The organism is Sphingobium sp. UBA5915 (assembly GCF_002431195.1).
Lineage (GTDB): Bacteria > Pseudomonadota > Alphaproteobacteria > Sphingomonadales > Sphingomonadaceae > Sphingobium > Sphingobium soli.
The window spans coordinates 48255-62738 of sequence record NZ_DJDV01000023.1 but is presented as its reverse complement, the minus strand read 5'-3'; the positions used below and the strand labels follow the sequence as shown (position 1 = coordinate 62738).

At 62.7% G+C, this 14484-nt stretch carries 16 protein-coding genes; 14 read left to right on the top strand and 2 right to left on the bottom strand.

All coding sequences use genetic code 11. The annotated features are described in order from the left end of the window. Positions 1-155 precede the first annotated feature (155 nt). The 4 genes from B2V90_RS03455 to B2V90_RS03440 all read left to right on the top strand — a co-directional run bounded on the left by B2V90_RS03455 (position 156) and on the right by B2V90_RS03440 (position 1838). Entirely contained in the window at positions 156-365 is a 210-nt protein-coding gene (locus B2V90_RS03455; RefSeq protein WP_228220287.1) for a hypothetical protein, read from the top strand. A 67-nt stretch (positions 366-432) separates the two neighbouring features. Beyond that, positions 433-687, top strand: a complete 255-nt coding sequence (locus B2V90_RS03450; protein WP_228220286.1) for a hypothetical protein — start codon at positions 433-435, stop codon at positions 685-687. A gap of 53 nt (positions 688-740) precedes the next feature. Continuing rightward, the gene (locus tag B2V90_RS03445; protein ID WP_293919676.1) at positions 741-1121 is read left to right on the top strand and encodes an STAS/SEC14 domain-containing protein; all 381 of its coding nucleotides are present in this window, start codon (positions 741-743) and stop codon (positions 1119-1121) included. Positions 1122-1289: 168 nt separating this feature from the next. Continuing rightward, positions 1290-1838: a hypothetical protein gene (locus B2V90_RS03440; RefSeq protein ID WP_228220284.1), complete on the top strand. Its 549-nt coding sequence runs from the start codon at positions 1290-1292 to the stop codon at positions 1836-1838. Between the two features lie 102 nt (positions 1839-1940). Here B2V90_RS03440 and B2V90_RS03435 read toward each other — a convergent pair whose 3' ends face one another. Further along, the gene (locus B2V90_RS03435) at positions 1941-2597 is read right to left on the bottom strand and encodes an alpha/beta hydrolase (protein ID WP_009821471.1); all 657 of its coding nucleotides are present in this window, start codon (positions 2595-2597) and stop codon (positions 1941-1943) included. 154 nt (positions 2598-2751) lie between these two features. On the opposite strand from B2V90_RS03435, the gene B2V90_RS03430 reads away from it, so the two are divergent. The 5 genes from B2V90_RS03430 to B2V90_RS03410 all read left to right on the top strand — a co-directional run bounded on the left by B2V90_RS03430 (position 2752) and on the right by B2V90_RS03410 (position 7417). After that, complete coding sequence (locus B2V90_RS03430; RefSeq protein ID WP_228220283.1) at positions 2752-3786, top strand: cysteine desulfurase family protein; 1035 nt, start codon at positions 2752-2754, stop codon at positions 3784-3786. Beyond that, entirely contained in the window at positions 3783-4871 is a 1089-nt protein-coding gene (locus tag B2V90_RS03425) for a cysteine desulfurase family protein (protein ID WP_293919675.1), read from the top strand. The genes B2V90_RS03430 and B2V90_RS03425 overlap by 4 nt, the downstream gene beginning before the upstream one ends. 16 nt (positions 4872-4887) lie before the next feature. Further along, on the top strand, positions 4888-5223 hold the full coding sequence (locus tag B2V90_RS03420) for a 2Fe-2S iron-sulfur cluster-binding protein (protein WP_037542650.1): 336 nt from the start codon (positions 4888-4890) through the stop codon (positions 5221-5223). A 9-nt stretch (positions 5224-5232) separates the two neighbouring features. Beyond that, the gene (gene blaSGM / locus B2V90_RS03415) at positions 5233-6198 is read left to right on the top strand and encodes an SGM family class A beta-lactamase (protein ID WP_228220281.1); all 966 of its coding nucleotides are present in this window, start codon (positions 5233-5235) and stop codon (positions 6196-6198) included. A 244-nt stretch (positions 6199-6442) separates the two neighbouring features. Then, positions 6443-7417, top strand: a complete 975-nt coding sequence (locus tag B2V90_RS03410; protein WP_228220280.1) for a DUF2971 domain-containing protein — start codon at positions 6443-6445, stop codon at positions 7415-7417. Between the two features lie 487 nt (positions 7418-7904). Here B2V90_RS03410 and purB read toward each other — a convergent pair whose 3' ends face one another. Further along, positions 7905-9221, bottom strand: coding sequence for an adenylosuccinate lyase (gene purB / locus B2V90_RS03405; protein WP_228220279.1), 1317 nt, complete (start codon positions 9219-9221; stop codon positions 7905-7907). 281 nt (positions 9222-9502) lie between these two features. Here purB and B2V90_RS03400 point away from each other — a divergent pair, with 281 nt between their 5' ends. The 5 genes from B2V90_RS03400 (at position 9503) to B2V90_RS03380 (ending at position 14471) form a co-directional block, all read left to right on the top strand. Further along, the gene (locus B2V90_RS03400) at positions 9503-9910 is read left to right on the top strand and encodes an EF-hand domain-containing protein (RefSeq protein WP_228220278.1); all 408 of its coding nucleotides are present in this window, start codon (positions 9503-9505) and stop codon (positions 9908-9910) included. Between the two features lie 352 nt (positions 9911-10262). Continuing rightward, positions 10263-11405 (top strand): fumarylacetoacetate hydrolase family protein, encoded by a 1143-nt coding sequence (locus B2V90_RS03395; protein ID WP_228220277.1) that lies wholly within the window; start codon positions 10263-10265, stop codon positions 11403-11405. Continuing rightward, positions 11402-12160: an SDR family NAD(P)-dependent oxidoreductase gene (locus B2V90_RS03390; protein WP_009821483.1), complete on the top strand. Its 759-nt coding sequence runs from the start codon at positions 11402-11404 to the stop codon at positions 12158-12160. The genes B2V90_RS03395 and B2V90_RS03390 overlap by 4 nt, the downstream gene beginning before the upstream one ends. 1 nt (position 12161) lies before the next feature. Continuing rightward, positions 12162-13037, top strand: coding sequence for an SMP-30/gluconolactonase/LRE family protein (locus tag B2V90_RS03385; protein ID WP_228220276.1), 876 nt, complete (start codon positions 12162-12164; stop codon positions 13035-13037). Between the two features lie 21 nt (positions 13038-13058). Continuing rightward, positions 13059-14471 carry a sugar porter family MFS transporter gene (locus B2V90_RS03380; RefSeq protein ID WP_228220552.1) on the top strand — a complete coding sequence of 471 codons (1413 nt, stop codon included), beginning with the start codon at positions 13059-13061 and terminating at the stop codon, positions 14469-14471. Positions 14472-14484 lie beyond the last annotated feature (13 nt).

Sequence of the window (14484 nt, the reverse complement as noted above, 5' to 3'; positions counted from 1 at the left end):
CCTGTCTATCGCTCTCGGCACAAATTGTCGCCCCATGCCCTGGTAGCTGGTCGAACCGCGATGCATGTTGGTCGAACGATCAACAGCGGAACCGCGCTTCCCACCCATCGTTGACTCCGTGAAAGCGCGCTATTGGCGCGCGGAAGGAGAGTGACATGAGCGACAAGACCGACATTCGCCCCAACAGCCGCGAGGAAGCGCGCGACGATCGCGAAACCGATCATCAGGACCATATCATCACCGCGGACGAAAAGCTGGACGAGGGGCTTAAGGACTCGATGGATGCATCTGATCCGCCCTCGACCGCGCGCTCGGGCGACAAGGGCGATCCGGTGCCCTCGTCCGGCTACCGCGAAGAGGATTGATGGCGGTGGCGGATATTGATGCTATCATGCGACGACAAGAGAAATAACGAGAGGAGTGACCCGTTCGATGCCGACATCCTGCACGCCCGCCGTGGAGCGGATTGCCCGGGTTCTGGCTGGCCGCCATTTGAGCTTGAATGGCGAAGGGCAGGATGCCCACGCGTCGAGCGCGGTCGACGCGGCATGGCCCGATCATGTGGAGGATGCCTATGCCATCCTCCACACCTTGCGAGAGCCTGATACGCAAATGGCGAATGCCGGAGATGTGGCGATCTGGCGCAGCATGATCGGCGCGGCTTTGGCGGGCCGGGTCGACGCTTAAGGCATTTGCTAAGATTTATAAGGCATTGACGCGCGAAGCTGGAGTTCGCCGTAATGCCCGATTGTCATTATGCCTTAACGTTTCGTCCTGACCTGCGCCTGATGGACGTGGCATGGCATCGCCATTTTACCGTGAACGATGTCGCGGCTTACGCGCGCGCCTGCTGGACCGAATTTGACCGTCACGGATTCTATCCGGGCTATCTATTACGGATGGATATGAGCCGAAGCGCCATTCAACCGCAAAATGCTCTGGCCATGTTCCGAACCCAATTTGCCGGCTTCCCCCAGGCGCGACGCATCGCCATCGTCACGGCCAGCGCGCTTGCGCGCCTGCAGGTGCAACGAGAAATGACGCAGTCCTATCTCCAAATTTTCGACCGGGCGGACACGGCTTTTGCCTGGCTGACGCAGGATGTCGCCGCAGTCGCCTGATCCCTAATGGCGCAACCGTCATCCATTTGTCGCAAACGCCGATTTTCATGTTGCGCTGCACAACCAAATCTGATCCCTTATGAACGGCGGCAGAATAGGCGCTTAAGCCTTCGGTAACCATGGAGGGCGCATAGTCTGTCGTACGACTTCAAGTCGGAGGGCAAGACTATGGGCACGAGTGCAAGACCAGCAGATGGCGCCGTCACCTTGGCGGAATTGCGCGAATTCGCGAGTTTCCCGTCTGCAACGCAACGCTATATCCGTCGATCGCTTGACATCGGTCTTCGTCGCCGCGACGCGATGAAACTATGGTCGCGCGACCTGGTCGAGGAAGCCTCGATCCGGGCGCAAGCCCGCATCTACGGGCGTCTCGACGAAATCAAGATGCGCGTGCCTGACGACAGCGGCCTGGAACAGGCTGAACCCTTCATGGCCCCATTGGTCACGATTTCCGCCTTCGATCTCGGACAGGATCGTATCGGCAGCTTTTCGGCCTATCGCTTCCTGTATGAACGGCTGCTCGGCGCGGGATCGCGGCCCTGGCTTCCCGGCGCCTTCTGCGCGGCGGCCAGCCTGCCGCACCTTCACCCCGACAAGCGCCGCACACTGCTTCAGTCGATCAGCGAAGCCGCTGCGACCGCCGCGGGCTGGTCCAACCGCGAGCCGACCTTTTATCCCGAGTGGGTGGAAAAGGTGGACATGAGCAAGGCCAACTGATCGTTGGCGCCCGGCGCTTCGGGGGGAGCGCGGGGCAGCAAAAAGGGCGCGGCGGCCACATGGCCATCGCGCCCTTTTGCGTATCGGGCTTCGCCCGGCGGATCAGCGGATCGGCGAATCCGGCGACAGGCGCATGTCCAGATAATTGTCGACCGACTTCATCAGCTGGTCGAGCTCATGCTCGAAAAAGTGATTGGCGCCGCGAATCTCGTCATGATGGATGGTGATGCCCTTTTGCGTGCGCAGCTTGTCGACCAGTTTCTGTACGGCGCTCGCCGTCACCACTTCGTCCGACGTGCCCTGCACGATGATGCCGCTGGACGGGCAGGGGGCCAGGAACGAGAAATCATACATGTTAGCGGGCGGCGCGACCGAGATGAAGCCCCGAATTTCCGGGCGGCGCATCAGCAACTGCATCCCGATCCACGCGCCGAACGAAAAGCCGGCGATCCATGTCGTCTGCGCTTCGGGATGGAAGCTCTGCACCCAGTCGAGCGCGGCGGCCGCGTCGGACAATTCGCCTACGCCATTGTCGAACGTCCCCTGGCTGCGACCAACACCACGGAAGTTGAAGCGCAGCACGGCAAAGCCGCGCTTCACGAATGTCTTGTAGAGCGCCTGGGTGATCCGGTCGTTCATCGTGCCGCCGCCCTGCGGATGGGGATGCAGGATCATCGCGACCGGCGCGCGCGGGCGCGGCGGGGGGCTGAAACGGCCTTCGAGACGGCCTTCGGGTCCGGGGAAAATGACGTCGGGCATGGCACCTGTTATCGTTCTGGGCCGCCTGCTCCTTTGACAAGGGTCAGGACAGCGGGGAAAAGGGTCGGCGCAAACGCCAGGCCAAGCTGGCGCGGCGCGGCAAACCGCCTATATAGAAGCCGCCGCCATTTCCGCAATCAATGAGTAACGCCGCTTGGCCGCCGACCGCCTTTATCTCGATCACGCCGCCACCACCCCGATGCTGCCGCAGGCGCGCGCCGCCATGGTCGCGGCGCTGGACGCCTGGGCGAACCCGTCCAGTCCCCATGCCGATGGCCGCGCCGCGCGCGCGGCGCTGGAGGATGCGCGCGCCCGCATCGCCGCCGCATTGGGGTGGGACGGTCCTGTCATCTTCACGTCGGGCGCGAGCGAAGCCATCGCCATCGCGCTCACCCGCGCCAAGGCGGCCCGGATCCTGACCTCGCCGGTAGAGCATGACGCCGTGCTGCGCGTGACGGCGGGCGCGGATCGCCTGCCGGTGGACGCTGATGGCCGGGTCTGCGCCCGGATCGAAGGAGGAGGGACCATCCTCGCCATCCAGCATGTCAACAATGAGACGGGCGTGATCCAGCCGCTCGACCGGATCGAGCGGGGCGAGGCGATTCTCTTCGCAGACTGCGCCCAGAGCGCCGGCAAGCTGTCGCTGCCCGACGCCGACATGATCGCGATCAGCGCGCATAAATTCGGGGGGCCCCCCGGCGTCGGTGCGCTGCTGATCCGCGACCTCGCCCTGATCGACGCAACAGGCGGCCAGGAGCAGGGCTATCGCGCAGGCACGGAAAATCTCCCCGCCATTCTCGCCATGGCCGCGGCCCTCGACGCGCAAAGCAACTGGCTGCCCCGCGCCGCCGCCTTGCGCGCACGCCTTGACGCCGGGATAGAAGCTGCGGGCGGCACGATCGTCGCGCGCGATGCGCCCCGCATCCCCACCATCGCCAGCTACCGCATGCCCGGTCTGTCGGCCCGCGCGCAGCTCATCCAGTTCGACATGCAGGGCATTTCTGTGTCCGCAGGCAGCGCCTGTTCGTCCGGCTCGTTGAAGACCAGCCATGTCCTTGGCGCGATGGGCTGGGACGAGGCAGAGGCCGGCGAAGTGGTCCGCGTCAGCTTCGGCCCGCAGACCAGCGAGGGCGACGTCGACCGGTTCCTTGTCGTCTGGACCGCCATGGCGCACCGGGCGCGGTCATGATCTATCTCGATTATCAGGCGACGACGCCGCTCGCGCCCGAGGCGTTCGAGGCCATGGTCCCGCTGCTGCGCGACCAGTTCGCCAATCCGCACAGCGCCCATCGCGCCGGCCGCGCCGCCGCCGCGCAGGTCGAAGTGGCGCGGGATGAGATTGCCCGCCTGCTGCCCCCCGGCGGCCGCCTGATCTTCACCTCGGGCGCGACCGAGGCGCTCAACATCGCGATCCAGGGTGCGCCGCCCGGCGGCATCGTCACCATCGCGACCGAACATGCCGCCGTGCTCGATACGGCAGAGGCGATGCGGCGGCAGGGGCGCGATGTCACGATCCTGCCGGTCGATGGCGACGGCCTTGTGGACATGGACGCGGCCCGCGCCGTCATTCGCCCCGGCGTGGCGCTGGTCGCCGCGATGCTGGTCAACAACGAAATCGGCGTGATCCAGCCGACAGCGGCGCTTGCCAGACTGGCGCGCGAGGCTGGCGCGCTGTTCCTGTGCGACGCGGTGCAGGGCTATGGCCGCGTGCCCATGCCCGATGGCTGCGACATGATCGCCATCAGCGCGCACAAGATCCACGGGCCAAAGGGGGTGGGCGCGCTCTGGCTGCGCGATGGCGTGCGGCCCGCACCGCTCCTCCATGGCGGCGGGCAGGAAGCGGGGCTGCGCTCCGGCACGCTTTCCCCGGCGCTGTGCGCGGGCTTTGGCGTTGCCGCCCGGCTGATGCGCGAGCGGGCGGACGCCGACCGCACCCATGTCGAAAGCCTCGCATCGCTCGTCCGCACCCTGCTTCCCGACTGGTCGCTCAACGGCAGCGCCACCCACCGCTACCCCGGCAATCTCAACCTGCGGCGTGACGGAATCGACGGCGCGCGTCTGTTGTCTTATTGCCGCAATGTTGCTTTTTCGCTCGGCAGCGCTTGCGCAAGCGGGTCCGGGCGGCCTAGCCATGTGCTGCGCGCGCTGGGGCTGACGGACGCTCAGGCGCGCGGATCGGTGCGGATCGGCTTTGGCCGCTACACGACGCCGGATGAGGTGGAGAGGGCTGCAAGGGCGTTGAATGAGGCGGCAGCCGCACAAGCGGCGCCGTGACAAGGGAGCGCATATCATGACCAGGGTCACCTTCATCAGCGCTGACGGGGAGCGGCGGCAGGAGGTCGACGGGCCGGCGGGTTCCGTGTTGCTGGAGGTCGCGCAGGCGGCCGGCCAGCCGCTCGAAGGCACCTGCGAGGGCCAGATGGCCTGCTCCACCTGCCATGTCATCGTCGACGCCGGCGACTTCGCCCGGCTCCCCCGCGCCAGCGAGGATGAGGAGGACATGCTCGATCTTGCCGCCGCCGCCACGCGCACCAGCCGCCTGTCCTGCCAGATCGTCCTCGATCCCGCGATGGACAGCCTCACCGTCCGCATTCCGGGCGAATTCAACAATATGCAGGGAATGTAAGGCCGCCCCATGAAGATTGTCACCGTTCTTGGCGCCCTGGCGCTGCTCGCCGCGCCCGCCTCCGCCGCCGACCGGCAGAAGACCCCGTCGCAGGAGCCCGCGCCGACCGGCAATCTCGACACTCTCATGCCCGCCGCGCCGCGCTATCTGGTGCCGCAATCGGCGCTGGAGCAGGTCCGCAATCCCAAGGAGATTGAGGAGGAGACGGGCGGCCGCCTGGGCGTCGCGCTGGTCGACCGGCAGGGCGCGCTGCTCCTGGGCTTCAACCGTGACGAGCGGTTCGCCATGTGCTCGACCTTCAAGGCGCCGCTGGCCGCCGCCGTGCTGACCGGCGCGGATGGCGGCAAGTTCGGGCTGGAAGGGACCATCCCCTTCGGCAAGGACGACGTGCTCGATTACGCGCCGGTGGTGAAGAAGAACCTCAAGCGCGGCCGCATGTCGATGGAGGAACTGGCGCGCGCGGCGGTGGAGGTCAGCGACAATAGCGCCGCCAATCTGCTGCTGCCGATGCTGGGCGGGCCGGAAGGGCTGACCGCCTTCATGCGCGTCCATGGCGATGACGTCACCCGGCTCGATCGCACTGAACCCGCGCTCAACGAAAACGCGGAAGGCGACCCGCGCGACACGACCACGCCCGCCGCCATGGCAGGCCTGATGGCGCGCCTGTTCTTCCGTGACCTGAAAGCGGAGAGCGCCGACCGCCTGCGCGCCTGGTTCAACGCCAGCAGCACCGGCGACAAGCGCATCAAGGCCGGCCTGCCCGAAGGCTGGACCTCGGGCAGCAAGACCGGCAGCTGCGGCACCGCCTATAATGATGTGGCGCTGGTCAAGTCGCCCACGGGCGAGGAATATATCCTTGCCATCTATCTCGACCGCCCGACCATCGACGCGAAGAAAGCCGAAGCCGCCATAGCCGAAACCGCGCGCGCCGCGCTGAACTTCGTAGGGCAAGCGCGCAAGAGCGGCCTGGAATAGCGGGGCAGGGCGCGCGCCAGTCACGTTACGCGTGTGCCACATTTGCCTGACGCGAGAGTTTGGCAAGCGAGGATGTCGGAGCTTTGGAAGGTATGCTGGGCCAGCGCAAACTGGCCGAAAGGCAAAAGTCTGGTTCGGAACGCAAGGCTTATGAAGCCGCCATTCTGCCGAACACCACGTTATGCAGCAAATCTGAAAGACAGAGCCACTAGGCAAGTCGATCAACATGGGTAGAACTGTTTCCATGCTTGATCCCGAACAGACTGAATCCGTCCTCACTGACACTTTTTTCCGTTGGGGAAAGGAGCGCGAGAGCGAGGTAAAGCCGGGGATCAAGTTTGCCCATTATACCAGCGCGCAAGTGGCAATGGACATAATAAGCTCTAAAAATGAGGATCGTTGTCTCTGGCTTCGTAATGCTATGCTAATGAACGATTTCAGTGAGATCGAATATGGGCAACAGCTTCTGCGGTTGACGTTGACGAACCAACAGTTGGCCGACCGATTGAAAGATGCCTGTAACGCGATCCACATTGATATCATCAACGCTTTCACAATGTTAGATCAAGAGGTGTATGCAATCAAGCGCAGCACCTACCTGCTCAGTCTAGCACTCCATAAAGGCAGGGAACTTCACCAAGGAAAGCTCAGCATGTGGCGCGCCTACGGTGGCGACGCGAATGTCTGCATCCTCTTGAATCCCGAAGCGTTCATGACCTCACAGACAGCGTATGATGCAACGATTGCTCCTGTGGACTATGGTGGTCCTAGCAAGTTTGTAGAAGGTTTCTGCTCGATCGTGGAGGCGATGATAACGAACAGAGAGTTACTACGAAAAATTGATCCAGATTTAGTAAAATTCAATCTCAAATATGCGCTCGACGTGATGATTCTATCTACAAAACATCCCGGCTTTGAGGAGGAGAATGAATGGCGGATCATACACCGGGCGCAAATCAATCCAGTTCCCAACAGCCCGCCGAGCAAGATAGTCAGTGTGAATGGAATTGTGCAGAAGGTGTTCTATTTACCAATGAAGAATGTGCCTGAGCACAATTTAGAAAACGCCGATATCAATAGTCTATTATTTAAAATACTGATTGGGCCCACTCCAAATCCTGATCTAGTTTGGGAGGGTTTTGTCACGCTATTAGCCGAAAATGGTGTAGTAAATGCAACGGACAAAGTTACAGCGTGTAACATACCACTGAGGCGATAGAGAGCAACGCATCGTAATTGGTCGAGCAGGTGCATGACCAAACACTCGGAATACTGCCCGTGCAACAGCCATGCTGGCCGTGTCCGGCCAACGTCCGCATTTAGAAGCGTGGCAGATTGAGTGGAACGGCAAAAAATGGCCCAGAGCGGACGGCCATGGCCTCTAGTTTGCTTCCGCTGACGCCACCATCGTAATCGGCCCGGCATAGGAGCGCTGCGCATTCCCATCCCCCACCCCCTACCAATGTAGGATTATTTCTGATTTACCCTTCCGGATGACGCATTCGCCCGCCCACGTCAACGCTTTCCGGACGCTCCACAGGCCGCCCGACCGCCCGGCGCAGGGTGTCGCTTCGTGGTCGCCTTATGGTCGCTTCGCGGTCGCGTCAGGGTCGCTTCGGGCCGAAAAAGGCCGACGACACTGTGAACTTCGCTCTGCTGTCAAAGTCACCCGGCGACTCGGCAATGCGCCGCCGGGCGCTGTGGGTTCAGGCCTTGCCGAACACCCGCTCGAAAATCGTATCGACCTGGCGGAAATGATAATCGAGGTTGAATTTCTCCTCGATCTGTTCGGGCGACAGGGCGGCGGTGACATCGGCGTCGGCCTTGAGCAGCTCCATCAGCGACAATTGCCCGTCCGATTCCCACACTTTCATCGCGTTGCGCTGGACGTAGCGATAGCTGTCCTCGCGGCTGACCCCCGCCTGCGTCAGCGCCAGCAGCACGCGCTGCGAGTGGACAAGGCCGCCCATCTTGTCGAGATTCTTCATCATCCGCTCAGGGTACACCAGCAGCTTGTCGATCACCCCGGTCAGGCGGCCGAGCGCGAAGTCCAGCGTGATGGTTGCGTCCGGGCCGATATAGCGTTCGACCGACGAATGGCTGATGTCCCGCTCATGCCACAGCGCGACATTCTCCATCGCGGGCAGGGCATAGGCGCGCACCATGCGGGCGAGGCCGGTGAGGTTTTCGGTCAGCACCGGGTTGCGCTTGTGCGGCATCGCGCTCGACCCCTTCTGCCCCGGCGAGAAATATTCCTCCGCCTCCAGCACTTCGGTGCGTTGCAGGTGGCGGACTTCGACCGCCAGCCGCTCGATCGACGATGCGATGACGCCCAGCGTCGCAAAGAACATCGCATGGCGGTCACGCGGGATGACCTGCGTCGACACGGGTTCGATGGCCAGGCCCAGCTGCTCGGCCACATGTTCCTCGACGCGCGGGTCGATATTGGCGAAGGTGCCGACCGCGCCGGAAATGGCGCAGGTGGCGACTTCGGCCCGCGCCGCGATCAGCCGCGTGCGGCAGCGGCTGAATTCGGCATAGGCTTCCGCCATTTTGAGGCCAAACGTCACCGGCTCGGCATGGATGCCATGGCTGCGGCCGATCGTCGGGGTCAGCTTATGCTCGAAGGCGCGGCGCTTGATGACGTCCAGCAGCCGGTCGAGATCCTCGATCAAGATATCGGCGGCGCGGGTCAGCTGCACCGCCAGGCACGTGTCGAGCACGTCCGAACTGGTCATGCCCTGGTGCATGAAGCGGGCTTCGTCGCCGACCTGCTCGGCGACCCAGGTCAGGAAGGCGATGACGTCATGCTTGGTCACGGCCTCGATCGCGTCGATCGCGTCCACGTCGATCGCCGGGTTGGTCGCCCACCAGTCCCACAGCGCCTTGGCGGCCGACGGCGGCACCACGCCCAGCTCGCCCAGCTTCTCGGTCGCATGCGCCTCGATCTCGAACCAGATTTTGAAGCGGGCTTCCGGCTCCCAGAGGGCGGTCATCTGCGGGCGGGAATAGCGGGGGATCATGGGCGAATCCTGTCTGGCTGGAAACGGAAAGGAAATGTGCCGCGCCCCCTAGCAGCGTCGCCCGCCGCGGGCAAATCGGCGCGCCTATGCCCATGGTCTTTCGCCAGCGCCGAACATTGCGTGTGATGAAACAGATGAATCGAAAGATTTTGCTGGTCGAATGGCGGAATATGAATAGAAATTCAGGAACATCTCGGCCTGTTGAGCTATTATTTGTTCACTATTGGACGGACCTGCCGCGCCGCTGCTGGTCCGGGAATATTGAATAACAGGAGATCAGCATGATCCGGACGATTTTGTTCACAACCGCTCTGGCGATCGCGACACCGGCATTGGCGCAGCAGGCGATGACGCCGGGCGCCGCATCGCAGCCAGCCGCGCCGGCAGCCCCCTCCGCGGCGATGCCCGCCCAGCCTGCAACTCAGCCGGCACCCGCAACCTCCGTAGCGTCGATCGTCGATAGCGAATTTCCGGCCTATGACGCCAACAGCGACGGCCAGCTCGACCAGTCGGAATTTTCCCGCTGGATGGTGACGCTCAAAAGCCAGGAGATGAAGGCCACCGGGCAGCAACTGCCCGCTGATCAGGTCACGGCCTGGGCAAACGGCGCCTTCACCTCGGCCGACGCGGACAAAAGCATGATGGTCAGCAAGGCCGAACTGATCACCTATCTCAGCGCAGGCGCCTGACACAGAGGATTCCCGCCAGTCACGAAGGGCGGAATGATACCCAAACGGGTCGCACCAGGGGGCGGCATGGAACGAAGGCCATGCCGCCCTTCGCCGTCCTATCCGGTTCACGGCTGACCGCGCCTAAAGCAGCGTCGCAACGCCCGCTAACGGCCCGATGCCCACCAACCGCGTCCCGCTTTTCCTGTCACCGACCCATGATGCGCCAAGCTGCTCGGCCCGGAACGAAAGTTCAGCGGCCTGCGATTATCGCCCTACAAAATCCCAACACATGCAACAGCCCTTGACAAAGTCCCCGAAATTGTGGTGGTAGCGCTATCAACAATGATGCGGGTTTTGTGGAGAGGTGCTAATGTCGGGGGCTGTTTCCTTGCTCGATTTTCTGCCGAGTGACTGGCGTAAGGGCATGTTTTTTGGCCGCGTGCAGACCGCAGAAGGTCCAAGCCCGATCCTTGTGCGCGACGGCATTGCCTATGACATGAGCAGCGTCGCCCCGACAGTCGCGCAGCTGGCTGATATGCTGCCACTGCCCTCTAACTCAGGTCGGCGCATCGGGTCGCTCGACAGCTTGTCCACGCCCCTTCTCAGTCCGGTCGACCTGCAATGCGTCAAGGCATGCGGCGTCACCTTCGCGGTATCGGCGCTGGAGCGCGTGATCGAGGAACGGGCGCGCGGGGATGCCGCCGCCGCCAGCGAAATCCGCGCACGGCTGGAAGACAGGGTGGGGGGCTCGATCCGCAATGTCGTGCCCGGCACTGCGGAGGCCGCCGCGCTCAAGGCGGCGTTGATTGAAGACGGACTTTGGTCGCAATATCTGGAAGTCGCAATCGGCCCCGACGCCGAGGTGTTCACCAAAGCCCCGATTTTGTCGTCGGTGGGTCCCGGCGCCCCAATCGGCATCCGGTCGGATTCCACCTGGAACAATCCTGAACCGGAAATCGTGTTGCTGGTGAACGCTGCCGGCGCGGCCATTGGCGCCACCTTGGGCAACGACGTCAACCTGCGTGATTTTGAGGGGCGATCGGCATTGTTGCTGGGCAAGGCGAAGGATAATAACGCCTCCTGTGCGCTTGGACCGCTTATCCGACTGTTCGATGAGGATTTCACGATCGACGATGTCCGCAACGCGGAAGTCGAACTTACCATTGACGGGCCCGAAGGGTATCGGTTGGAAGGCGCCAGCAGCATGAACCAGATCAGCCGTGATCCGCTGGAGCTGGTTCGGCAGACCTTGTCCGAACATCAATATCCTGATGGCTTCGCGTTGTTTCTGGGCACGCTGTTCGCGCCGGTTCAGGACAGGGACGAACCCGGCCGGGGATTTACGCACAAAGTAGGCGATCGTGTTGCCATTTCTACACCGCGCTTGGGCAAGCTGGTGAACGAGGTTGTGACGTCGAAGGACGCTGCGGCCTGGGACTTTGGCGTCATTGCCCTGATGACCAATCTTGCCGCCCGCGGCTTACTGAACACGCAACAGAAAGACCCTGCATGAGCCGCGCCATCTACCCCAGCCTGAAGGGCAAAAGGGTTTTCATTTCCGGCGGCGGCAGCGGTATCGGTGAAGGGCTGGTCGAAGCCTTTGCCGGACAGGGTGCTCATGTCGCCTTCTGCGACATCGCGGCGACCGAAAGCGAGGCGCTTGTGGCGCGCCTGACGGGGAGCGATTTCGTGCCTCAATTCTATGAGGTTGATCTGCGCGACATTGAGAAAGTTCAGGCGATGATGGCTGCCGTCGAACAGCAACTCGGCGGTATCGACATCCTCGTCAACAACGCCGCCAATGACGATCGTCATGGCATCGAGGACGTGACCCCTGCTTATTGGGATGATCGCATGGCGGTGAACCTGCGGCATCTGTTTTTCGCTGCGCAGGCGGCTGCGCCCGCGATGAAGCGCGCTGGCGGCGGCGTCATCCTCAACTTCGGCTCGATCAGCTGGCACCTCGCGCTCCCCGAACTCACGCTTTATCAGACCGCGAAAGCCGCCATCGAGGGGCTGACCCGCAGTCTGGCGCGCGATCTTGGTCGCGATAACATTCGGGTCAACACCATCATTCCCGGCAACGTAAAGACCCCGCGGCAGGAGAAGTGGTACACGCCGGAAGGAGAGGCGGAAATCGTCGCAGCACAGTGCCTGGATGGTCGCATCCTGCCTGCCGATGTCGCCGCCCTGGCAATGTTCCTCGCGTCGGACGACGCACGCTACTGCACAGGCCATGACTATTTCATCGATGCCGGGTGGCGCTGACATGACGACCTCTGCGCCCCGCAGCATTTTGTCGATCGGCGCAACATTGGGCGAAGGGCCGGTCTGGGTCGCGCGCGACGGTGCGCTCTGGTTCGTGGATATCAAGGCGCATCGCATTCATTGCTATGACCCGGCCCGGGAGGTCGCGCGCAGCTGGACGACGCCCGGCCAGATCGGCTGGATCCTGCCAACGGCTGACGGCCTGTTCGCTGTCGGGCTGCAATCGGGCGTGCACCGGTTCAATCCCGCGGATGCCAGTTTCGCCGCCATCCACGCGCCCGAGGGCCATATGCCGGGGAACCGACAGAATGACGCCTGTGTCGCACCCGATGGAGCCCTCTGGTTCGGAACCATGGATGATGCCGAAGCGCAGTCGAGCGGTTATTTCTACCGCTTTTTCGGCGATGCGTGCAAACAAGTAAACCTGCCGGCGGTCTCTATCACCAATGGCCCTGCCTTTTCTCCGGATGGCCGTATTGTTTATCATACCGACACGCTGGGCAAACGCATATGGCGCGCCGATGTCGCCGCGGATGGCAATGTCGGGGAGCCCGTTCTGTTTGCACAGATAGAGGAAGGGGCCGGCTATCCTGACGGTCCGACCGTGGACGCCGAAGGCTGCCTTTGGACTGGCATGTTCGGCGGCTGGGCGGTGCGCCGCTACGATCCGGCCGGAAAGCTGATGCGCGAAGTCCGCTTCCCGGTCGCGAATGTGACGAAGATCGCCTTTGGCGGTGAGGAACTTCGCACCGCCTATGCGACCACGGCGCGCAAGGGGCTGGACGTGACAGCGTTGACAAATCAGCCTCTGGCGGGTGATCTCTTTGTCTTCGATCCCGGTGTTGCCGGGCTGCCGGGTCAGATAGCAACGATATAGAAGAGCGGGAAGGACAGGATGATGAGTGAGGGGAGTGCGGCGAAGGTCAATATGGCCTTCATTGTCGCCATCGTCGCGGTCGCGACGATCGGTGGGTTCATGTTCGGCTATGACAGCGGCGTCATCAACGGTACGCAAAAAGGGCTGGAAAGTGCCTTTGATCTGGGCAGCCTGGGCATTGGCGTCAATGTGGGCGCGATCCTCGTCGGCTCTTCGATCGGTGCGTTTGGCGCGGGACGCATGGCTGACATCATTGGCCGACGCGGCGTCATGATGCTTTCCGCGATCCTGTTCCTGGCAAGCGCGCTGCTCGCCGGTGCGGCCGGATCTTCGGCGGTCTTCATCATTGCCCGTATCGTCGGCGGCCTGGGTGTCGGTGCCGCCAGCGTCATTTCGCCGGTTTATATTTCCGAAGTCACGCCGGCCGCCATTCGCGGGCGCTTGTCCTCGGTCCAACAGGTCATGATCATTTCCGGCCTGACCGGGGCGTTCGTCGCGAATTTCGTGCTGGCACGCTATGCCGGCGGATCGACGGCCGAACTCTGGATGGGCTTTCCCGCCTGGCGCTGGATGTTCTGGTTGCAGGCTATTCCTGCCGCCATCTACTTTCTCGCTCTGCTCATCATTCCAGAAAGCCCCCGCTACCTTGTCGCGCGTGGACTGGATGATCGCGCGCATGCCGTGCTCACCCGCCTGTTCGGCGAAGCGGAAGCGACCCGCAAGGTGGCCGAGATTCGCGCCAGTCTGGCCGCGGACCATCACCGGCCAACGCTTAGCGACCTGATCGACAAGACCAGCGGCAAGGTGCGTCCGATCGTGTGGACCGGCATTGGCCTTGCCGTATTCCAGCAATTGGTCGGTATCAATGTCGTTTTCTATTATGGCGCAACCCTGTGGGAAGCGGTCGGCTTTTCGGAGGATTATGCGCTCCAGACCAACATCTTGTCTGGTGTGCTTTCGATTGGCGCCTGCCTCGCCACCATCGCGATGGTCGACCGGATTGGCCGCAAGCCGCTGCTGCTGATCGGATCGGCGGGCATGGCCGTGACGTTGGCGACGGTCGCCTATGCCTTTTCGACGGCGATCACTGGCGCGGATGGCGCGGTGTCGCTGCCCGGCAATAATGGTGTCCTCGCGCTGGTCGCCGCCAATCTATACGTGATCTTCTTCAATATGAGTTGGGGGCCGATCATGTGGGTCATGCTGGGTGAAATGTTCCCCAACCAGATTCGCGGATCGGGTCTGGCGGTGGCGGGTTTCGCGCAGTGGATCGCCAATGCATTGGTGTCGGTCAGTTTTCCCTCGCTGGTGGTGTGGCCGGGGCTTGCCGTCGCCTATGTCGGCTATGCCTTCTTCGCGCTGATTTCCTTCTTCTTCGTGCGGGCGATGGTCAACGAAACCAAAGGCCGTGAGCTAGAGGATATGGTCGGCTGAACACGCAGATCAT